This window comes from Streptomyces sp. NPDC031121 (genome assembly GCF_055570615.1).
The window spans coordinates 287,492-307,229 of the sequence record NZ_JBVIGV010000010.1 but is presented as its reverse complement, the minus strand read 5'-3'; the positions used below and the strand labels follow the sequence as shown (position 1 = coordinate 307,229).

Genomic DNA, 19,738 nt, shown 5'->3' with positions numbered 1-19,738 from the left:
CCCCAGCAGCAACCCCACCCCGGCCCGCGTCCTGCGCACTCCCCCGCACCGCCGCCCGTCCGCGCCGGCTCCGCACCGCCGCCCTCCCGCGCCGCCGACTCGTCTCCCGGCCTGCATCCCGGCTCTCCCCCCGTGACCGGCCCGCCCGCCGTCCGTGCGCCCGCGTCAGGCCCCGGGCGTTCAGGCCGGTGTGCGCCGCCGGGTCCCGAACGCGGTCAGGACGACCGCCGCGAGGCATCCCGTGACCACCTGGCCAGCGTAGGCCAGCAAGATCACGGAGGGTGTGCTTCCGCCCTCCCCGATGCCGGGAGCGAGCGGTATGACCAGGAGGAGGTACAGGCCCCAGCACAAAGTCGTGGCCGACCCGATCCACCCCGCGGCCAGCGGCCACGCCGGCCGCAGCGACCCGCCCCGGGCCAGCACCACCGCGCACCAGCCGGCGAGCAGCGCGCACACCGCGTGCACTCCCGACACCACCCCCGTCTCCGCCGAGTGCTGGACAGCCCGCTCCGCGCCGAGCCACGCCGTGCCTCCGAGGGCCCAGTACGCGTACAGCGCGCCCAGGGCCGTGCCGAGCGCGGCCGCCGCCCCCGCCGCCACCCCCGCGGGCGCCGGAAGCCGCGGACCGGCCGCACCCTGCCAGACACGTCCCCAGCGCCCGCGCGCATAGGGCACGAACAGACCTGCCAGGGCGAGGCCTTGGACGGTGAAGCCGCTGTAGACGAGGAGGTACACCCAGCCGTGGAGGAAGGGCTCCCCGGAGGCCTCCGCCGCAGGATCGGCGCCCAGTCCGACGGCTTTGAGGACGAGTTGGGCGGGGAAGCCGGCGAGTATCGGCGTGAGCAGCCCGGTCGCCGTGAAGACGGGGACGAGCAGCAGCGGCGCCGGCACCCGCCGGCCCCACGGCCGGGTCAGCAGCAGCGCCAGCACGATCACGGCCGCGTCCATGGCCACCGTCACGGCATTGGCCACCGTGAAGAACACCCCCGGATCGAGCAGCACGCTGCCCTCCGGTATGCCGACATCGCTCCCGGCCAGCCAGGCCGCCTTCAGGGCCAGGTACGGCAGCGTGGCGGCCACGGCCACCGCGCGCAGCAGTGCCGCCCCCGCCCCGGCGGCGGAGGGCGCGCGGGCCGTGGCAGCCGTGCCGCTCACGGCAGCCGTACCCGGCCCGCCGGGTGTCCCGGTGGTCCCGTCGACCGCCCCGGTCGTGCCCATCGCATCGGTCGTGTCGGTCGTGTCGGTCGTGTCGGTCTTCCCGGTCGGACCCGTCTGGTGCGTCGTTCGCCCGTTCATGGCCCTACGGTCCCCCGCCCCGCACCCCTGCCGCCTCCCCCGCCGAGGGGATCCGCCTCCCCCGCCCGGGGGAGGAACCGTCAGCCCGGCGGAGGAGCCGCGCCAGGCCGGTCACATCCGCCGTGTCACCACCGACAGCCGGTCCCGGGCGGCGAACAGCGCCGCCTTGATCAGCTCCTCGTGCTCCTCCGTCAGCCGCGCCACCGGCACCGAGCAGCTCACCGCGTCCCGGGCGGGCGTCCGGTACGGCACCGCCACGCCGAAGCAGCGCAGTCCGAGCGTGTTCTCCTCCCGGTCCTCCGCGTAGCCCTTCGCCCGCACCACCGCGAGTTCCGCGATGAGCCGCTCCCGGTCGGTGAGGGTGTGCTCGGTGACCGCCTCCAGCCTCCGCGGCAGCAGCGCCCGCACCTCCTCGTCGGAGTGGGTGGCGAGCAGCGCCTTGCCCAGCGCCGTCGAGTGGACGGGAAGCCTCCGCCCGACGCGCGTGAACGGCCGCAGGTGGTGCCGGGACTGGCGGGTCGCCAGGTAGACCACGCTCGTCCCGTCGATCCGGGCCAGGTGGATGGTCTCGGTCGTGTCCTCGGAGAGCCTGTCGAGGGTGGGCCGGGCCGCTGCCACCACCTCGTCCCCGTCGATGTACGAGCTGCCGACGAGCAGGGCCCGTACGCCGATGCCGTACCGGGTGCCCGTCGCGTCCGTCTCGACCCAGCCGAGGTTCACGAGCGTGCGCAGCAGCATGTACAGGCTGGACTTGGGCAGCCCCAGGTCGTGCTGGATGTCGGCCAGGCTGTGCAGGCCGGGCCGGGCCGCGAAGTGCTCCAGCAGGACGACCGTGCGGACGGCGGACTTGACCGCCGCGGGCGCCCCCGCGGGCTCTCCGCCCGGTTCTGCGCCCCGTACCGCCGCCCCGCCGGCGCCGGCGCCGGTGCCGGTCCCGGTGTCCGTGCCCCTGCCTGTGCCTGCGCCTGTGTCCATGCGCCTCGTGCCCCTCTTCGCCTTTTGTCACGGTCTCTTGTCACGCCGTGGACGCGGAAATAGAGTCCGGAACGGATGGAGATCATTCACCCACCAGGACGGCGTTCAGAATACTGAACGACCCTGGTGGAGCCGACCCGGATCCAGGAGGCAGTGCGGCATGGCAGCAGGGACACCAGTCTGGAGTGTGGACCCCCGCACCGGAAAGCAGCGGGAACAGGTCACCCTCGAGGCCACCCCCGCGTGCGTGGACGCCGCCGTTCGCGCCGCACACGCCGCCCGCGGCGCGCTCGCCGACCGCGCCGCACGCACCGCCTTCCTCCGCGCGGCCGCCGACCTGCTCGACGGGGAGGCCGCCCGCATCGTGGAGGCCGCCGACGCCGAGACGGCACTCGGCCCGGCCCGCCTCACCGGCGAACTCGCCCGGACCACCGGCCAGCTGCGCGCCTTCGCCGACGCCGTGGACGAGGGCTCCTACCTCGACATCCGCATCGACCGCGCCGACGCCTCGCTGACCCCGCCCCGCCCCGAACTGCGCCGCTACAAGGTGCCGCTGGGCGTGGTCGCCGTCTACGCCGCCTCCAACTTCCCGCTCGCCTTCTCCGTCCCCGGCGGGGACACCGCGAGCGCCCTGGCCGCTGGCTGCCCCGTGGTCGTCAAGGCCCACCCCGACCACCCGGCCGCTTCCGAGCTGTGCGCCTCGCTGCTGCGCCGCGCCGCTGCGGCGGCCGGGCTGCCGGAGGCGGTCGTGTCGGTGGTCCACGGCTTCGACGCGGGCCTGGAGCTGATCCGGCACCCGCTGGTCACCGCCGCCGGGTTCACCGGGTCGGTGCGGGGCGGGCGCGCCCTGTTCGACGCGGCCGCCGCCCGGCCGGTACCGATCCCCTTCCACGGCGAGCTCGGCTCCCTGAACCCCGTCGTGGTCACCCCGGACGCCGCGGCCGAGCGGGCGGAGGAGATCGGCGCGGGCCTCGCCGCCTCGGTCACCCTCGGGAACGGCCAGTTCTGCGTCAAGCCGGGCCTGGTCCTCGTACCGGAGGGGGCGGCCGGCGACCGGCTGGCCGCCGCGCTCGCCAAGGCGCTCGGCGAGACCGGGCCGGGCATCCTGCTCGACCGCCGGATGCGGGACGCCTTCACGGCCGGGGTGGCCGAGCGGGCGGCGCTGCCCGGCGTCACCGCGCCCGTCGCGGCCGGGGCCGCCGGGGAGCACGCCGTCGGCGCCGGCTGCCTGGCCGTGCCCGCCCGCGCCCTCCTCGCCGGCAGTCCGCCCGACCTGCTGCTGGAGGAGTGCTTCGGACCCGTCACGGTCCTCGTCCGGTACGCCGGCCAGGACGAGGCGGCCGCCGTGCTGGACCGCCTGGCCGGCAACCTGAGCGCGACGCTCCACGTCTCCGCGGCGGAGGCGGAGGGGGCGCCGGGCCCGGCGGCCGCGCTGGCGGCCCGCGTGACGGAGCTGGCGGGGCGGATCGTCGTCAACGGCTGGCCGACGGGGGTCGCGGTGGCCCCGGCCCAGCACCACGGCGGCCCGTACCCGGCGGCGACCTCGCACTCCACGTCGGTCGGGGTGACCGCGATCGAGCGCTGGCTGCGGCCCGTCGCCTTCCAGTCCGTGCCGGAGGCGCTGCTTCCGCCCGAGCTGCGGGAGGCGAACCCGCTGGACCTGCCGCGCCGCGTCACCGGGGCGGCCTGACCTAATCCGGTTGCCTGCCCCGGCCGGGGCGGGGCAGGCTGCGCGCATGCCGAGACCACAGGGATTCACGTACGGGCAACGGAGCGACGGCACCGTCGCCATCACCCACCGCGGCCGGTCCGCCGCCACGCTGCGCGGGCCGCGGGCGGAGAAGTTCCTCGCCGAAGTGGAGTCCGGCGACGCACAGCTCGTGATGGCCCGCTGGACGGGCGCGTACAGGTTCGGGAACGAGCGCACCGCCCGCGACCACCCGCGCAACCGGCGCTGACGCCGTCCCGGCGCCGCCGTACGGGCGCCCGCCCGCCGCCCGTACGGAGGAGCGGAGGGCGGGCGGGGAACGGCGCGGCACCCCCGGTCGTTCTCCGGGCATGACCGCTATGACCCCTGGTTCCAACCTGCCGCTCGAAGCCGTCCGCGTGACGGTCGAGGTGGCCGCCCCGGTGCGGCTCGACGTCTCGGGGCTCCTCCTCGCGGCCGACGGCAAGGTCCGCTCCGACGCCGACTTCGTCTTCTACAACCAGCCGTCCGGGCCGGGCGTCAGCCACCGCTCCGGCGGCGGGGCGGGGCCCGACTCCGTGACCGTGGACACGGGCGCGCTCCCGCCGGACATCGAGCGCGTCGTCGTCACGGCCAGTCCGGACGCGGCCGGGCAGACGTTCCAGGGCATCGAGCCGACCGCGACCGTGCGGCAGGCGGACACGGGCGCGGTGATCGCGACGTTCACGCCGCCGCGGCTCGGGACGGAGACGGCGCTCGTGGTGGTGGAGGTGTACCGCCGCGGCGGCGCGTGGAAGGTGCGCGCGGTCGGCCAGGGGTACGCCGACGGCCTCGCCGGCATCGCCACCGACTTCGGGGTCTCCGTGGAGGAGGAGCCCGCCCCGCCCGCCCGGTCCACCGCGCCCGCGGCCCGGCCGGCTGCCCCCGCCCACCAGCCGCCCCCGCCGGTGAGCCCGCCCGTGACGGTGCCGCCGCCGGCGCCGGCCCCGGCCGGACCGGTGCCCGCCGCGCCGCCCGCGCCCCCCGCGCCGGCCCCCGCCGGCACCGGGAAGATCAACCTGGACAAGGGCCGCGTCAGCCTGCAGAAGAACCAGACCGTCTCCCTCGTCAAGCACGGCAGACCGCTGCTGTCGCAGGTGAAGATGGGCCTCGGCTGGGAGCCCGCCTTCCGCGGCCGCGACATCGACCTGGACGCCTCCGTCATCGCGTACGGCCCGCAGCGCAACCACATCGACAGCTGCTACTTCGGCCGGCTGTCGATCCTCGGCGGCGCCATCAAGCACTCCGGCGACAACCTCACCGGCGAGGGCGCCGGCGACGACGAGGTCATCGTCGTCGACCTCGGACGGCTGCCCGCCGAGGCGACCGGCCTGGTCTTCACCGTGAACTCCTTCTCCGGCCAGAAGTTCACCGAGGTCGCCAAGGCCTACTGCCGCCTCCTCGACGCCGCCACCGGCGAGGAGCTCGTCCGCTTCGACCTCACCGGCGCCGAACCGCAGACGGGGGTGATGATGGCGAAGCTGATCCGGCAGTTCTCCGGCGAATGGGAGATGACGGCGATCGGCGACTTTGTGAAGTCCCGCACAGTGCGCGGCATGGTCAAGCCCGGCGCCGACGCACTCTGAGCAGGTGGGCGGGCACGCGGAGCCACCGCGGGCCGGGCCGGGGGCCGGCGAGGTGATGGATCGCACCCGAAAAGCGGGGGTGACTGTCCGTGCCCGCCCGTAGCCTTGAAAGCATGAAGAGCACACTCCGGCCCGCGGGTCCCGCCCGCCCGTCCGCCGCCGAGGCGAACGAGGCGATCCGGTACCTCGTCGAGTCCAGGGTGGACGGAGAGTGGCCCTCCGAGGCGTACGAGTTCCTGCTCGAGCAATGGGCCAACGCCGTCCGCGCAGAGGACGCAGAGGTCGCCGCCGCCCCGTGAACGGGCGGCGGCACAGCCGCCGGCGGCGCGCTCAGTGCGCGCGCCGCCACGGCCCGGTGATGGCCAGCATGATCCCGGGGTGCTGGAGGCAGGCGAACAGGGTGCGCCCGTCCGGGGAGAAGCAGACGCCCGTGAACTCGGAGTACTCCGGCTGCTCGGCGGTCCCGATGTTCAGTTCGTTGCGCGCCAGCGGGTAGGTGCGACCGGATTCGGTGGCGCCGAAGAGGTGCTGGAGCCCCTCGCCGTCCTCGGCGATGACCAGGCCCCCGTATGGGGACACCGTGATGTTGTCGGGCCCGTCGGCCGCGCCGCCGCGGGACGGGTCGGCGTTCACGCCGAACAGCACCTCCAGCGTGATCGTGCGCCGCTTCGGGTCGTAGAACCACACCTGGCCGTCGTGGGCCGTGCCGGGGCTCTCCGAGCGGGCGAACGAGGAGACGAAGTAGGCGCCGCCGTCCCCCCACCACATGCCCTCCAGCTTGCGGCCGCGCGTCACCGCGCCGTCGCCGAACTGCTTGCGGACCGACTGGGTCCGAGCGTCGCGGTCCGGGACTTCCACCCAGTCGACGCCGTAGACGGTGCCGGTCCGCGTGGCACGCGTCAGGTCGTCGACGAAGCGGCCCCGGTTGTCGAAGCACCTGGCAGCGGCGAGCACTCCGGCGTCCGGGGCGAGGGTGCGCAGGCGGCCGCGGCCGTGCCGGAACCCGGCGGGCGGCGTCCAGCGGTAGAACAGGCCGCTGGGGCCCGAGGCGTCCTCGGTGAGGTAGGCGTGGCCGCGGCGCGGGTCGATGACCACCGCCTCGTGGGCGTAGCGGCCGAAGGCCTTGACGGGCCGCGGGTCGCGGTTGGCGCGCCGGTCGTGCGGGTCCACCTCGAAGACATAGCCGTGGTCCTTGGCCATGCCGTTCCGGCCGGCCAGGTCCTCGGTCTCCTCGCAGGTCAGCCAGGTGCCCCACGGGGTGGCGCCACCGGCGCAGTTGGTCGACGTACCGGCGATGCCGACCCATTCGGCGACCTCCCCGCCCTGGCGGACCTCGACGACCGTGCAGCCGCCGGCCGCTGCGGGGTCGTAGACGAGGCCCTCGGCGAGCGGGACGGGGCGGGCCCAGTCGGTCCGCCTGCCCTTCAGCTCGTGGTTGTTGACGAGGAGGGTGACCCCGCGGGGGCCGGCGAAGGCGGCGGTCCCGTCGTGGTGCGAGGGGGTGGGCTCGCCGGACTCCAGGGTGGTGACGCCGCTGTGGGTGAGGATCCGGTAGCGGAACCCGGCGGGCAGGGCCAGCACCCCCGCCGGATCGGGGAGGAGCGGCCCGTAGCCGGGCCCGCAGGGCCGGCCCTGTGCGTCACTGTGCGTGCTGTCGTCGGCCGCCAGCGCCCCCGGGGCGGTGGCGAGCGCGCCGACCGTCCCGGTGAGCGCGACACCCGCGCCGGCGAGGGCGGTGCGGGCGGTGAAGTCTCTACGGCTGAGCGGCATGGGGTCTCCAGGAGGCGTGGGGGCATGCGCTGCGCGTACGGGGCGGTGTACCGGGTGGTGCCGGTGGTGCGGCCCGGCGGGCCCCGCGCCGCCCGTACGTGAACGGCGGCTGGCGTACCCGCGTCGGGGCGGCGGCCCTCGCCCCGCCGCCGCAATGGCCGACATCCACCGCTGAACGGCGGGTTCCGCCCCCAGCGCCGCCGCACTCCCCCGGTGCGCCCGGCCGGATCCCGCACCGTCCGCCGCGGCCGCGGCCCCGGGGCCCGGAGGGGTCTCAGCGGGTGCGGGAGCGGGCCTTGTAGGCCGCCTTGCGGGCCTGCTTCGCCGCCTGCTTGTCCGGGTGCAGGCGGCCCATCGCCTCCAGCACGTCGGCCGTCGCCGGGTGCTCCACCCGCCACGCCTGGTCGAAGAAGCCGGCGTGGTGCGCGGTCAGCGACTCCATGAGCAGCGGCAGCTCCTCCGCCTCGTCCGCCTCGCCGCCGCCGAGCTGCGCGGCGATCGTGTCGACGGCCAGCCAGTACACCAGCGCCCCGTCCGGAGCGGGTACGTCGGCTGCGCCCAGCTCGGCCAGCCAGACCCGGGCGAGCCCGCCGAGTTCGGGGTCGTCCAGGACGGCCCGGACCGCCGGTTCGGCCTGCGGGCCGGCCACCGCGAGGGCCTGCTGGCAGCGCAGCCGGCGCGAGGGGCCGCCCGGGTCGGCGCCGCGGGCCGCGTCCAGCAGCTCGGCGGCCGCCGCGGGGAGTTCCCGGGCGTCGAGCCACTGCCGGATCTCCGCTTCGGCGGCGGCTTCGGGGTAGTCGCAGACAGCGTCGAGCAGCGCGTCGGCGCCCTTGCCGGCGAGTTCGCCGCCGGCGGGGGCGGCGACGCCGGCCTCCAGCAGGCGGGCGCGGATGCCGTACAGGCCGAGGGGTGTCAGGCGGACGGTGCCGTACCGGGAGACGTCCTCCGGGTCGAGGGCTGCGCGGGTGCCGGGGGCGCGGGCCGCGGAGCCGGCGGCGGGTTCCTCGTCGTCCGGGGACAGGAGCACCGCCTCGTCGACGGGCCGGAACTCGACGAGCCCGATCGGCTCCAACTGCCGGAACTGCCCGTCGAGGCGCATCAGTGCGTCGGCGACGCGCTCCAGGACGGCGGGCCCGGGCCGGGCGATCCCGCCCGGGGCGGCGACGGCGGCGGCGAGGACCGGCAGCGGGACCGTGCCGCCGGCCGTGCCGCGCCCGCCGGCCATGAGGAGGTAGAGGTGGGCGAGGACGGCGTCGAGGAGGTCCGCCTCGCGCTGCGGGTTCCAGTCGAGCCGGTCGAAGTCGATACCGCCGTCCGCGTCCAGGGCGTCGACGAGGCCGTCGAGGTCGGGGACGGCCGCGTCCGCGAGGACGGCGTCGCAGGCGGCGAGCCACAGGCCGAGCACGTCGGCGGGGGCGCCGCCGATCACGAGGGCGAGGTCCTCGCCGGCCGCGGCCGTCGCAAACTGCTCACCGTCCGCCCCTGCATGCCCCGTTCCGTCACCGTCCGCTCGGCCGCGCCCCGTTCCGCCCGGTTCCGCCGCCGTGCCGCCGTCGGGCTGCCCCTGCCCCGCCAGCTCGACGAGGCCCGTGTCCAGGGCGACCCGCCATGCCCGGCTCGCGTGCGCCCCCGCGTCCGGGTCCGCCGGGTCGAGGCCGAGCGCGGCGGCCGCCTCCGGGACGCGGGCGGGCGGGAGTTCGCCGGCGTCGTCGACGCGCGTGCCGGCGCCCGCCCAGCGGGCCAGCCGCACCGCCGCGGCGAAGAGCGGGGCGGCGAGGGCGTCTCGGGCGAGTTCCGCCTCGGACGGCAGCCGGACCGGCGGCAGCGTTTCGTGCGGCTGTGCGGGCATGGGGCGGTCTCCTCGCCGGTGGTGTGCGGCCGCGGTCCACGGCCTTCCGGCGCCCCAGAGTAGACGCATTTCGGACGTGTCCGGCGCCTCTTGTTTGGTTCATCTCACAGTCGCCTTGCAGATGCCCTGGAGGTCTTGACAACGTCCCTGGCCACCCAGGACATTGACGCGCGTAGACATCGGGGGACCCTTCGGGAGCCCTGCGGAACCGCGGCCGGGGGCCGTCGACCGCCGCAGGTTTCCCGCCAGTTCACAGGCACCACGCACCACGTACGAGCACCGCGTACGCCCCCCCTCCGCTCCACTCCTCCACACACCGGAGTTCCTTGACCATGCGCTCCTCGCATTCCCGTTCCGCCGCCGTCGCGGCCGTCGTCGCCAGCGCCCTGGCCACCGGCCTGCTGGCGGGCACCGCCGACGCCGCCGAAGGCGCCGCGTCCGCCGAGGCGGTACGCATCCACGACATCCAGGGCACCACCCGGATTTCCCCCCTGAACGGCAAGCAGGTCGCCGACGTCGCGGGCATCGTCACCGGCGTGCGCACCTACGGCTCGCGCGGCTTCTGGATGCAGGACCCCGACGCCGACGACGACGCGGCCACCAGTGAGGGCATCTTCGTCTTCACCGGTTCCGCTCCGACGGTCGCCGTCGGCGACGCGGTCAAGGTCTCGGGCCTGGTCGGCGAGTACGTCCCCGGAGGCGTCAACTCCGGCAACCAGTCGATCACCCAGATATCCAAGCCGGCCGTGACCGTGGTCTCCTCGGGCAACGCCCTCCCCGAGGCCGTCGCCGTCAACGAGTACACGGTGCCCGCCGAGTACGCCCCCGCGGGCGACCCGGCCGCCGGCGGCAGCATCAACGGCCTCGCCCTGGAGCCCTCGCGCTACGCCCTCGACCACTACGAGTCGCTGGAGGGCATGAACGTCTCCATCCGCAACTCCCGCGTCGTGGGCGCCAGCTCCGCGCAGCACGGCGAGCTCTGGGTCACCGTCAAGGGCTGGGAGAACAGCAACAAGCGCGGCGGCACCGTCTACGGCTCCTACGAGGCGCAGAACACGGGCCGCCTGAAGGTGCAGCAGCTCGCCCCCCTCGCGCAGCAGCCGTTCCCGGTGGCCAACGTCGGCGACAAGCTGACCGGGACCACCGAGGGCCCGATGGACTACAACCAGTTCGGCGGCTACACGCTGGTGGCGCGCACCCTCGGCACCGTCGCCAAGGGCGCCCTCGCCCCCGAGAAGACCAAGGCGCAGGCGCAGGGCGAGCTCGCGGTCGCCACGTACAACGTCGAGAACCTCGACCCGGGCGACCCGCAGGAGAAGTTCGACGCGCTCGCCAAGGCGGTCGTGGAGAACCTCGCCTCTCCGGACATCCTGGCCCTGGAGGAGATCCAGGACGACAACGGCGCCAAGAACGACGGCACGGTCTCCGCCGAGCAGACCCTCGCCAAGTTCACGGCGGCCATCGCCGCGGCCGGCGGCCCGTCCTACCAGTGGCGCACCGTCAACCCGGAGAACAACAAGGACGGCGGCGAGCCCGGCGGCAACATCCGCCAGGTGTTCCTCTTCAACCCGGACCGCGTCTCCTTCACCGACCGCGCCGCCGGCGACGCCGCCACCGCAACGGGCGTGACCACGGTCCAGGGCCGCGCGGCCCTCACCCACTCCCCCGGCCGCATCGACCCGGCGAACCCGGCGTGGCAGGACAGCCGCAAGCCGCTCGCGGGCGAGTTCACCTTCCGCGGCCGCACGGTCTTCGTGATCGCCAACCACTTCGGCTCGAAGGGCGGCGACGAGGGCCTGACCTCCCACCGCCAGCCGCCGGTGCGCTCCTCCGAGGCCAAGCGCCTGCTGCAGGCGCAGTCGGTGAACGCCTTCGTCAAGCAGCTGCTGGCAGCCGACAAGAACGCCCGCGTCCTGGCCCTCGGCGACATCAACGACTTCGAGTTCTCGGAGACCACGAAGGCGCTGGAGGACGGCGGCGCGCTGTACTCGGCGGTCAAGTCGCTGCCGAGGTCGGAGCGGTACTCGTACGTCTTCCAGGGCAACGCCCAGGTGCTGGACCAGATCCTGGTCAGCCCGGCGATCAAGTCGTACACCTACGACAGCGTGCACATCAACGCGGAGTTCGCGGTGCAGAACAGCGACCACGACCCGCAGGTCCTGCGCTTCCGCCCGTGACGGCGGGCAGGTGACCAAGGGCCCGACCGCCTCCTCCGGCCCCGGCCGGGGGCCGGCGCGGTCGGGCCCCGCGGCGTTCGGCGGACGGGGCTCCCGCGCCTGGCGGCGGGCGAGATGGGGAGTTTGCGCCCTGGCGTGACGCTCGACACATCATGGCCCGTTCGACCCGGGTTGTGGTGTTGAGTATCCCCACGCTCGATCCCGTCCCCCGTCCTCCAGGAGGACCGCGTGTTCCCCTCCGTCCCGCTCGCCCAGGAGGTCGGCCTCGCCGTCCTCTTCCTGGCCGCACTCGCGTCGGTGGCCGGCTTCGGCCGCATGCTGTGGGGCTCCCGGCTGCACCGTCCCGAGCCCGTCGCCGCCGCCCCCGAGGGCCTGGCGGCCCTCCCCGCCCAACGGGTCGCGGCGGGGCACCCGATGGAGACGGTCGAACTGACCGAGGCCGAGGAGGAGGCCTTCGCCGGTCTCGTCCGCACCATCGCCCTGCGCTGACCCGGCCGCACGGCCGGCCCGGCCCCGGCGGCCCCGCCCGTCCGGCCCCGGACACGCCTGCGGGCGCTCCCCCGCTCGGGGAGGGAGCGCCCGCGGGCCGGTGGCGGCGGTGGGTCAGTTGTGGCTGTGCAGGACCTCGTTCAGGCCGCCCCAGACCGCGTTGTTCGGCCGGGCCTCGACGGTGCCGGTGACCGAGTTGCGGCGGAAGAGGATGTTGCTGGCGCCGGACAGCTCCAGCGCCTTGACGATCTGGCCGTCCGGCAGCGTCACGCGGGTGCCCGCGGTGACGTACAGCCCGGCCTCGACGATGCACTCGTCGCCCAGTGCGATGCCGACGCCGGCCTCGGCGCCGATCAGGCAGCGCTCGCCGATCGAGATGATCTGCTTGCCGCCGCCGGAGAGGGTGCCCATGGTGGACGCGCCGCCGCCGATGTCGGAGCCGTCGCCGATGACGACGCCCGCGGAGATGCGGCCCTCGACCATGGACGTGCCGAGCGTGCCGGCGTTGAAGTTGACGAAGCCCTCGTGCATGACGGTGGTGCCCTCGGCGAGGTGCGCGCCCAGGCGGACCCGGTCCGCGTCGGCGATGCGGACGCCCTTGGGGGCGACGTAGTCCGTCATCCGCGGGAACTTGTCGATCGAGGTGACCTGGAGGTGGAGGCCCGCGGCGCGGGCGTTCAGGCGCACCGTCTCCACCCGGTCGACGGCGACGGGGCCGAGCGAGGTCCAGGCGACGTTGGCGAGGAGGCCGAAGACGCCGTCGAGGTTCTGGCCGTGGGGCTTGACCAGGCGGTGGCTGAGGAGGTGCAGGCGCAGGTACGCGTCGTGCGCGTCGAGCGGCTTGTCCTCCAGGGAGGCGATCACGGTGCGGACGGCTACGACCTCCACCCCGCGGACCTCGTCCTCGCGGATCGCCTGGGCCGCGGCGGCGCCCAGCAGCTCCACGGCCTGCTCGGCGGTGAGGCGCTCGGTGCCTGCCGGGCCGGGCTCGTCGGCGAGCGCGGGGGCGGGGAACCAGGTGTCGAGGACGGTGCCGTCGGCGGCAAGGGTGGCAAGTCCGGCGGCGACGGCGCCGGTGGTACGCGTGGCAGTCATGTCGGAAACCTAACCGGCGGCGGCCTGCCTGGGCGAACCGGTCTCATGTGCCGGGCCCCCGCCGCGCCCCGCGGGCCCGCGCGCCCGGCGCCGCCCGGCGTACAGGACGGCCGTGCCCGCGCCCCCGGCGAGCGCCGCGCACACCGGCCACAGCAGGCCCGGCGCCGCCGCGTACAGGGCGCCGCCGAGCGGCGGCCCGAGGACGGTGCCGCTGACGGAGACGCCCGCGTAGAGGCTCTGGAACCGCCCGGCCGCGTGCTCGGGCGCCCGGTCGGCGACGTAGGCGGTGGCGGTGGTCTTGTACAGGATCTCCCCGAGGCTGAGCAGGACGATCATCAGGGCGGCGGTGGCGATGCCCGCGCCGGGCAGCAGCGCGGCGTACCCGGCGCCGACGAGCACCAGCCCGGTCCCGATGACGGGCAGCGGCCGCCGGTCGCGCAGCAGCGCGGCGGCCGGCAGCTCCAGCAGCAGCACCACGGCGCCGTTGAGCGCGATGACGAAGCCGAAGTCGGCGGCGTCGAGGCCGTGGTCGGCGAGGAAGACGGGGAAGGTGCCGTACTGCTGGCGGTAGACGAGGTCGGTGGCCAGGACCGCGCCGAGCACCACCAGCACCGCGGGCCTCTCGCGCAGCTCCCGCCACAGGCCGCGCCCCGGCCGGCCGCCGCCTGCGCCTGCGGCCGCAGCCCGGGAGGCGCCGCGCGCGGGAACGACGCGGGCGGTCCACACGGCGAAGAAGAGGGTCCCGAGGCCGTCGGCGACGAAAAGCCAGTCGTACGAGAGCCCGGTCGCGACCAGCGCGCCCAGCGGCGGGCCGACGACGAACCCGCCGTTCGAGGCGGAGCGCACGACGGCGAAGGCCTGGCGGCGGGCCCCCTCGGGGACGGTCACGGCGACCAGTGCCGCGTTCGCCGCGCGGACGACGCCCGAGGCGTACTGCGCCAGCGGCAGCGCGGCGCACAGCAGCGGCCCCGGAAGCAGCGGGAACGACGCCAGGACCAGCCCGGCCGCGGTGGACGCGGCGAGCAGCACACGGCGGTGGCCGAACCGGTCGCCGTACCAGCCGCCGGTCAGGTTCCCCGCGACCAGGGCGAGCCCGCCGAGGCCGGTGACCAGGCCCGCCTGCGCGGTGCCGAGGCCGCGGGGGCCGGTCAGGTACAGGAACACGAAGACGAAGGTGAAGCTGACGACGGCGTTGGCGAACACGCCGGCCGCCAGCAGCCACACCGCTCTCGGCACGTCCTTGAAGGCACCTCGCACGCCTGCCGCTCCCCCCGCGATCCCCGCACCGGCGGGGTAAGTTCCTTTTGGGAACGGACTATGTCAGCATGACAGCCTTGGGTCAACGGACGAAGGAGCTTCCATGGCCCAGCGCACACACCTCGGTGACGCCGACTGCGCGATCGCCCAGGCCCTCGACGTCGTGGGCGACTGGTGGACGCTGCTGATCGTGCGCGACGCGGCCCGCGGCCTGCACCGGTTCGAGGAGTTCCAGCGCGAGCTGGGCGTCTCCCGCAAGGTGCTGGCCGAGCGGCTGCGGCTGCTGGTCGAAGCCGGGGTGCTGACGCGCGAGCCGTACCAGGAGCGCCCGGTGCGGCACGAGTACCGGCTGACCCCGCGCGGGCGGGGCCTGCTGCCGGTCCTGGTGGCCCTCCAGGACTGGGGCGACACATGGGTCCTGGGAGACGGAGAGATGACCGCCACGACGGACGGGGCCTCGCGCGAGGCGGCCCGGGTGAACGCGCTGAAGGGCGCCCGCCTGCCCGGGATGCTGCTGCCGGACCGCTTCGGCGAGCTGCGCGACCCGGTGGACGGCAGCCGGCCGTTCACGGTGCTGTACTGCTTCCCCGGCGCCTACGCGCGCGCCGACGCCTACCCGCCCGGATGGGCCGGCATCCCGGGGGCCAGGGGCTGCACCCTGGAGTCGTGCACGTACCGCGACCAGCTCGCGGAGTTCGCGGCCGCCGGCGCCGCCGTGCACGGCGTCTCCACCCAGCGGCCCGACGAGCAGCGCGACTTCGCGGAGGCGGAGAAGCTGCGCTTCCCGCTCCTGTCGGACGCCGGCCTGACGCTGACGACGGCGCTGCGGCTGCCGACGTTCCGGGCGGGGCAGATCCGGATCAAGCGGCTGACGCTGGTCGTGGACCGGGAGCGGACGGTGCGCGAGGTGTTCTACCCGATCGGCGACATCGGGGCGAGCGTCGCCGCGGCCCTCGCCGCGGTCCGCGCCCTGTCCGCCCCCTGACGGGGCAGGCCCCCGCCCGCCGCGCCCCGGCCGCCACCCGGCCGCCCGCCCCGCACGCCCCGCACGCCCCGCACGCCGGGATGCGAACGGGGCCCCCGGCACACCTCGTGTGCCGGGGGCCCCGTTCGCGCCGTCGAACGGCTCAGACGTTGAAGCCGAGCGCGCGCAGCTGCTCGCGGCCGTCGTCCGTGATCTTGTCCGGGCCCCACGGCGGCATCCACACCCAGTTGATGCGCAGCTCGTTGACGATGCCCTCGGTCGCCGACTTCGCCTGGTCCTCGATGACGTCGGTCAGCGGGCACGCCGCGGACGTCAGCGTCATGTCCAGGGTGGCGATGTTCGCGTCGTCGATGTGGATGCCGTAGATCAGGCCCAGGTTGACGACGTCGATGCCCAGCTCGGGGTCGACCACGTCGTAGAGGGCCTCGCGGACCTCCTCCTCGGTGGCCGGCTTGATGGACGCCTCGGGCGTCGCGTTCTCGGTCATGCCGTCTTCCTCTCCGCGTCGCCCAGCACCTGGGCGGTCGCGTCCTTCCACGCCATCCAGCTCAGCAGGGCGCACTTCACCCGCGCGGGGTACTTCGAGACGCCGGCGAACGCGACGGCGTCCTCCAGCACCTCCTCCATGGCCTCGTCGGGCTCGATCTTGCCCTTGGACTGCATCAGCTCCAGGAAGGTCTCCTGGATCCGCTGCGCCTCGGACAGCTTCTTCCCCACGAGCAGCTCGTTCAGCACGGACGCGCTGGCCTGGCTGATGGAGCAGCCCTGGCCCTCGTAGGAGACGTCGGCGAGCGTCTCCCCGTCGTACTTCACGCGCAGTGTGATCTCGTCGCCGCACGTCGGGTTGACGTGGTGCACTTCGGCGTCGCCCTCGCGCAGGCCGCGCCCGTGCGGGTGCTTGTAGTGGTCCAGGATCAGCTCCTGGTACATCGAATCCAGCTTCACTGCGGCTCCGTCTTCGTCACCCTCGTCTTCCCCGGTCAGCCGAAGAAGTTGCGTACGTGCTCCAGCCCGTCGACCAGCGCGTCGACGTCGGCCGGAGAGGAGTACAGGTAGAAAGACGCCCGCGTGGTCGCAGGAATTCCGTACCGCAGGCAGACCGGCCGCGCGCAGTGGTGGCCCACGCGGACGGCGATGCCCTGCTCGTCCAGGACCTGGCCCACGTCGTGCGGGTGGATGTCGCCGAGCGTGAAGGAGATCGCCGCGCCGCGGTCCTCGGCCGTCATCGGGCCGATGATGCGCAGGTCGGGGACCTCCAGCAGGCGGCGGACGGCGTACTCGGTGATCGCGTGCTCGTGCGCTGCGATCTTGTCCATGCCGATCGAGGCGAGGTAGTCCACGGCCGCGCCGAGGCCGACGGCCTGCGCGATCGGGGGCGTGCCCGCCTCGAACTTGTGGGGCGCCGGGGCGTACGTCGAGGAATGCATCGAGACGGTCTCGATCATCTCGCCGCCGCCGAGGAACGGGGGCAGGTCCTCCAGGAGCTCCTGGCGGCCCCACAGGACGCCGATGCCGGTCGGGCCGCACATCTTGTGGCCGGTGAAGGCCACGAAGTCGGCGCCGAGGGCCTGGACGTCCAGCGGCATGTGCGGAGCGGCCTGGGAGGCGTCGATCAGCACCAGCGCGCCGACCTCCTGGGCCCGCCGGACGATGGTCTCGACCGGGTTGACCGTGCCCAGGATGTTGGAGACCAGCGTGAAGGAGACGATCTTCGTCTTCTCCGTGATGACCTCTTCGAGGTTGGACAGGTCGAGCCGGCCGTCGTCGGTGAGGCCGAACCACTTCAGCTTCGCGCCGGTGCGCTGCGAGAGCAGCTGCCACGGCACGATGTTGGAGTGGTGCTCCATCTCCGTGATGGCGATCTCGGTGTCGCGGTCGACCCGGTAGGGCTCGTCGGCCCAGCCGAGCATGTTCGCGACCAGGTTGAGCGACTCGGAGGCGTTCTTCGTGAAGATCACCTCGTCGCGGCTCGGGGCGTTGATGAAGGCGGCGACCTTGTCGCGGGCGCCTTCGTACAGTGCCGTGGCCTCCTCGGCGAGCACGTGCACGCCCCGGTGGACGTTGGCGTTGTGCCGTTCGTAGTAGGCGTTCAGCGCGTCGAGGACCTGGCGCGGCTTCTGCGAGGTCGCCGCGTTGTCCAGGTAAACGATCTTCTTCCCGTCGTGGACCATGCGATCCAGCAGGGGGAAGTCCTTGCGGATCGCCTCGATGTCGAGGAGGCCGGGCAGCTGTGTCACGCCGTTGCGCCACCCTTCACGTACTTGTCGTAGCCCTCGGCCTCGAGCTGGTCGGCCAGCTCGGCGCCGCCGGACTCGGCGATGCGCCCGTTGGCGAAGACGTGCACGAAGTCGGGCTTGATGTAGCGCAGGATGCGCGTGTAGTGGGTGATCAGCAGGGTGCCGACCTCGCCGGACTCGCGGACGCGGTTGACGCCCTCGGAGACGATGCGCAGCGCGTCGACGTCGAGGCCGGAGTCCGTCTCGTCGAGGATCGCGATCTTCGGCTTCAGGAGCTCCAGCTGGAGGATCTCGTGGCGCTTCTTCTCACCGCCGGAGAAGCCCTCGTTCACGTTGCGCTCGGCGAAGGCGGGGTCCATCTGCAGACGGGCCATGGCCTCCTTGACCTCCTTCACCCAGGTGCGCAGCTTGGGCGCCTCGCCGCGGACGGCGGTGGCGGAGGTGCGCAGGAAGTTGGAGACCGAGACGCCGGGGACCTCGACCGGGTACTGCATGGCGAGGAAGACGCCGGCGCGGGCGCGCTCGTCGACGGACATCTCCAGGACGTCCTCGCCGTCGAGGGTCACCGTGCCACCGGTGATGGTGTACTTCGGGTGGCCTGCGAGGGAGTACGCCAGGGTGGACTTGCCCGAGCCGTTGGGGCCCATGATGGCGTGCGTCTCACCCTGCTTGACGGTGAGGTCGACACCCTTGAGGATCTCGCGGGCGCCGTTCTCCGCTTCGACGGAGACGTGCAGGTCGTGGATTTCAAGCGTTGCCATGGGTGCCTCAGGACTCCTGGGTGAGGGAGACGAGCACGTCGTCCCCTTCGATCTTTACGGGGTATACGGGAACGGGGCGCGTCGCGGGCAGCCCGGACGGCTTGCCGGTGCGCAGGTCGAACGCCGACCCGTGCAGCCAGCACTCGATCATGCAGTCCTCGACCTCGCCCTCCGAGAGGGAGACGTTCGCGTGCGAGCAGATGTCGTTGATCGCGTACACCGATCCCTCGGTGGCGACGATGGACACCGGCGTGCCGTCGAGTTCCACCCGCTTGGGGGTGTTCTCCTCCAGCTCGCTGAGCGCGCAGGCCTTGACGTACGTCATCAGACGGACGCCTCGAGCTCTGCCTCGATCTTGGCGATCAGGCGCTCCTCGATGTCGTCGACACCGATCTGCTGGACGAGTTCCGCGAAGAAGCCGCGGACCACGAGGCGGCGGGCCTCGTCGGCCGGGATGCCGCGGGCCTGGAGGTAGAAGAGCTGCTCGTCGTCGAAGCGGCCGGTCGCGGAGGCGTGGCCGGCGCCGACGATCTCGCCGGTCTCGATCTCCAGGTTGGGGACGGAGTCGACCCGCGCGCCGTCCGTGAGGACGAGGTTGCGGTTCATCTCGTAGGTGTCGGTGCCCTCGGCGCTCTTCTCGATGAGGACGTCGCCGATCCAGACCGCGTGGGCGTCCTGGCCCTGCAGGGCGCCCTTGTAGACCACGTGGGACTTGCAGTGCGGGGCGTCGTGCGTGACGAGGAGGCGGTGCTCCTGGTGCTGGCCGGCGTCGGTGAAGTAGACGCCGAGCAGCTCGGCCTCGCCGCCGGGGCCGGCGTAGCGCACGCGCGGGTGGATGCGGACGAGGTCGCCGCCGAAGGTCACGACGACGGACTTGAAGGTCGCGTCGCGGCCGAGCAGCGCGTTGTGCTGCGAGGTGTGGACGGCGGTGTCGTCCCAGTCCTGGACGGACACGAAGGTCACCTTGGCGCCGTCGCCGACGAGGATGTCGACGTTGGCGGCGCGGACGCCGTCGCCGGTGTGGTCGATGACGATGATCGCCTCGGCGAACGGCTTGACGTCGAAGACGGTGTGGCCGAAGGTCGTGCCGCCCTCGCCGTGCAGGGCGACGCGGATCGGCTCGGTGAGCACGGTCTCCTTGGGCACGGTGACGACCGTGGCCTTGGCGAAGGAGGAGAAGGCCTGGGCGGCGACCCGGTCCACGGGGGTGCCGGCCCTGCCGATGCGCTCGTCGCCGCGCTCGACCGTCTCGACGGTGACGCCCTCGGGGGCGTCGATCTGGGCCTTGATGGTGCCGTCGGCGGCGGCGGTGCCGTCGTGCAGGCCGCGCAGCCGGCCCAGCGGGGTGAAGCGCCACTCCTCCTCCCGGCCGTGCGGGATGGGGAAGTCCGCCACGTCGAAGGACGGCGGCGCGCTCATCCGGGTGGCGACGGTGGACTCCGCGGCCACCGCGATCGAGCCGGCGGTGGTGGAGCCCACCGGGATGTTCTGAGCCTCAGCCATGGCTGTCGTGTTGCTCACTCTCTTGAAAGAAC

Annotated in this window: 19 protein-coding genes; 7 read left to right on the top strand and 12 right to left on the bottom strand. The window is 74.0% G+C overall.

The genetic code is table 11. The features are described 5' to 3' along the window. Positions 1–180: 180 nt before the first annotated feature. Together ACZ462_RS20890 and ACZ462_RS20885 are read right to left on the bottom strand one after the other, a co-directional pair. Positions 181–1,296, bottom strand: a complete 1,116-nt coding sequence (locus tag ACZ462_RS20890; RefSeq protein WP_467808828.1) for a hypothetical protein — start codon at positions 1,294–1,296, stop codon at positions 181–183. Between the two features lie 111 nt (positions 1,297–1,407). Continuing rightward, positions 1,408–2,271, bottom strand: coding sequence for an IclR family transcriptional regulator (locus tag ACZ462_RS20885; protein ID WP_467808829.1), 864 nt, complete (start codon positions 2,269–2,271; stop codon positions 1,408–1,410). A 160-nt stretch (positions 2,272–2,431) separates the two neighbouring features. Here ACZ462_RS20885 and ACZ462_RS20880 point away from each other — a divergent pair, with 160 nt between their 5' ends. The 4 genes from ACZ462_RS20880 to ACZ462_RS20865 all read left to right on the top strand — a co-directional run bounded on the left by ACZ462_RS20880 (position 2,432) and on the right by ACZ462_RS20865 (position 5,882). Then, positions 2,432–3,961, top strand: a complete 1,530-nt coding sequence (locus ACZ462_RS20880; protein WP_467808830.1) for an aldehyde dehydrogenase (NADP(+)) — start codon at positions 2,432–2,434, stop codon at positions 3,959–3,961. A gap of 46 nt (positions 3,962–4,007) precedes the next feature. Beyond that, the gene (locus tag ACZ462_RS20875) at positions 4,008–4,229 is read left to right on the top strand and encodes a hypothetical protein (protein WP_467808831.1); all 222 of its coding nucleotides are present in this window, start codon (positions 4,008–4,010) and stop codon (positions 4,227–4,229) included. 100 nt (positions 4,230–4,329) lie between these two features. Next, positions 4,330–5,583 carry a TerD family protein gene (locus ACZ462_RS20870; RefSeq protein ID WP_467808832.1) on the top strand — a complete coding sequence of 418 codons (1,254 nt, stop codon included), beginning with the start codon at positions 4,330–4,332 and terminating at the stop codon, positions 5,581–5,583. Positions 5,584–5,696: 113 nt separating this feature from the next. Continuing rightward, the gene (locus ACZ462_RS20865; RefSeq protein WP_467808833.1) at positions 5,697–5,882 is read left to right on the top strand and encodes a hypothetical protein; all 186 of its coding nucleotides are present in this window, start codon (positions 5,697–5,699) and stop codon (positions 5,880–5,882) included. A gap of 31 nt (positions 5,883–5,913) precedes the next feature. On the opposite strand, the gene ACZ462_RS20860 is transcribed toward ACZ462_RS20865, so the two are convergent. After that, positions 5,914–7,353 carry an alkaline phosphatase PhoX gene (locus ACZ462_RS20860; RefSeq protein ID WP_468252539.1) on the bottom strand — a complete coding sequence of 480 codons (1,440 nt, stop codon included), beginning with the start codon at positions 7,351–7,353 and terminating at the stop codon, positions 5,914–5,916. Positions 7,354–7,627: 274 nt separating this feature from the next. Continuing rightward, entirely contained in the window at positions 7,628–9,202 is a 1,575-nt protein-coding gene (locus ACZ462_RS20855) for a hypothetical protein (protein WP_467806655.1), read from the bottom strand. 332 nt (positions 9,203–9,534) lie between these two features. Here ACZ462_RS20855 and ACZ462_RS20850 point away from each other — a divergent pair, with 332 nt between their 5' ends. Beyond that, positions 9,535–11,379, top strand: a complete 1,845-nt coding sequence (locus ACZ462_RS20850; RefSeq protein ID WP_467806654.1) for an endonuclease/exonuclease/phosphatase family protein — start codon at positions 9,535–9,537, stop codon at positions 11,377–11,379. A gap of 228 nt (positions 11,380–11,607) precedes the next feature. Continuing rightward, a complete protein-coding gene (locus tag ACZ462_RS20845) occupies positions 11,608–11,868 on the top strand; it encodes a hypothetical protein (RefSeq protein ID WP_467806653.1) in 261 nt (86 codons plus the stop codon). Between the two features lie 114 nt (positions 11,869–11,982). On the opposite strand, the gene dapD is transcribed toward ACZ462_RS20845, so the two are convergent. Then, a complete protein-coding gene (gene dapD, locus ACZ462_RS20840) occupies positions 11,983–12,963 on the bottom strand; it encodes a 2,3,4,5-tetrahydropyridine-2,6-dicarboxylate N-succinyltransferase (protein ID WP_467806651.1) in 981 nt (326 codons plus the stop codon). A gap of 9 nt (positions 12,964–12,972) precedes the next feature. Continuing rightward, positions 12,973–14,199: an MFS transporter gene (locus ACZ462_RS20835; RefSeq protein ID WP_468252535.1), complete on the bottom strand. Its 1,227-nt coding sequence runs from the start codon at positions 14,197–14,199 to the stop codon at positions 12,973–12,975. 124 nt (positions 14,200–14,323) lie between these two features. On the opposite strand from ACZ462_RS20835, the gene ACZ462_RS20830 reads away from it, so the two are divergent. After that, positions 14,324–15,205, top strand: coding sequence for a winged helix-turn-helix transcriptional regulator (locus ACZ462_RS20830; RefSeq protein WP_467806649.1), 882 nt, complete (start codon positions 14,324–14,326; stop codon positions 15,203–15,205). 142 nt (positions 15,206–15,347) lie between these two features. On the opposite strand, the gene ACZ462_RS20825 is transcribed toward ACZ462_RS20830, so the two are convergent. From ACZ462_RS20825 to sufD, 6 genes are read right to left on the bottom strand one after another with little or no spacing between them, the layout of a single operon-like run. Beyond that, positions 15,348–15,692: a metal-sulfur cluster assembly factor gene (locus ACZ462_RS20825; protein WP_007263433.1), complete on the bottom strand. Its 345-nt coding sequence runs from the start codon at positions 15,690–15,692 to the stop codon at positions 15,348–15,350. Next, positions 15,689–16,150 carry a Fe-S cluster assembly sulfur transfer protein SufU gene (sufU, locus tag ACZ462_RS20820; RefSeq protein ID WP_114057060.1) on the bottom strand — a complete coding sequence of 154 codons (462 nt, stop codon included), beginning with the start codon at positions 16,148–16,150 and terminating at the stop codon, positions 15,689–15,691. Before sufU ends, ACZ462_RS20825 begins: the two co-directional genes overlap by 4 nt. 35 nt (positions 16,151–16,185) lie before the next feature. Further along, on the bottom strand, positions 16,186–17,442 hold the full coding sequence (locus ACZ462_RS20815) for a cysteine desulfurase (protein WP_467806647.1): 1,257 nt from the start codon (positions 17,440–17,442) through the stop codon (positions 16,186–16,188). Next, positions 17,439–18,203 (bottom strand): Fe-S cluster assembly ATPase SufC, encoded by a 765-nt coding sequence (gene sufC, locus ACZ462_RS20810; protein WP_114057062.1) that lies wholly within the window; start codon positions 18,201–18,203, stop codon positions 17,439–17,441. The genes ACZ462_RS20815 and sufC overlap by 4 nt, the downstream gene beginning before the upstream one ends. Positions 18,204–18,210: 7 nt before the next feature. Further along, on the bottom strand, positions 18,211–18,528 hold the full coding sequence (locus ACZ462_RS20805) for a bifunctional 3-phenylpropionate/cinnamic acid dioxygenase ferredoxin subunit (RefSeq protein WP_114057063.1): 318 nt from the start codon (positions 18,526–18,528) through the stop codon (positions 18,211–18,213). Then, positions 18,528–19,706, bottom strand: coding sequence for a Fe-S cluster assembly protein SufD (gene sufD, locus ACZ462_RS20800; protein ID WP_467806646.1), 1,179 nt, complete (start codon positions 19,704–19,706; stop codon positions 18,528–18,530). The genes ACZ462_RS20805 and sufD overlap by 1 nt, the downstream gene beginning before the upstream one ends. Between the last annotated feature and the right edge of the window lie 32 nt (positions 19,707–19,738).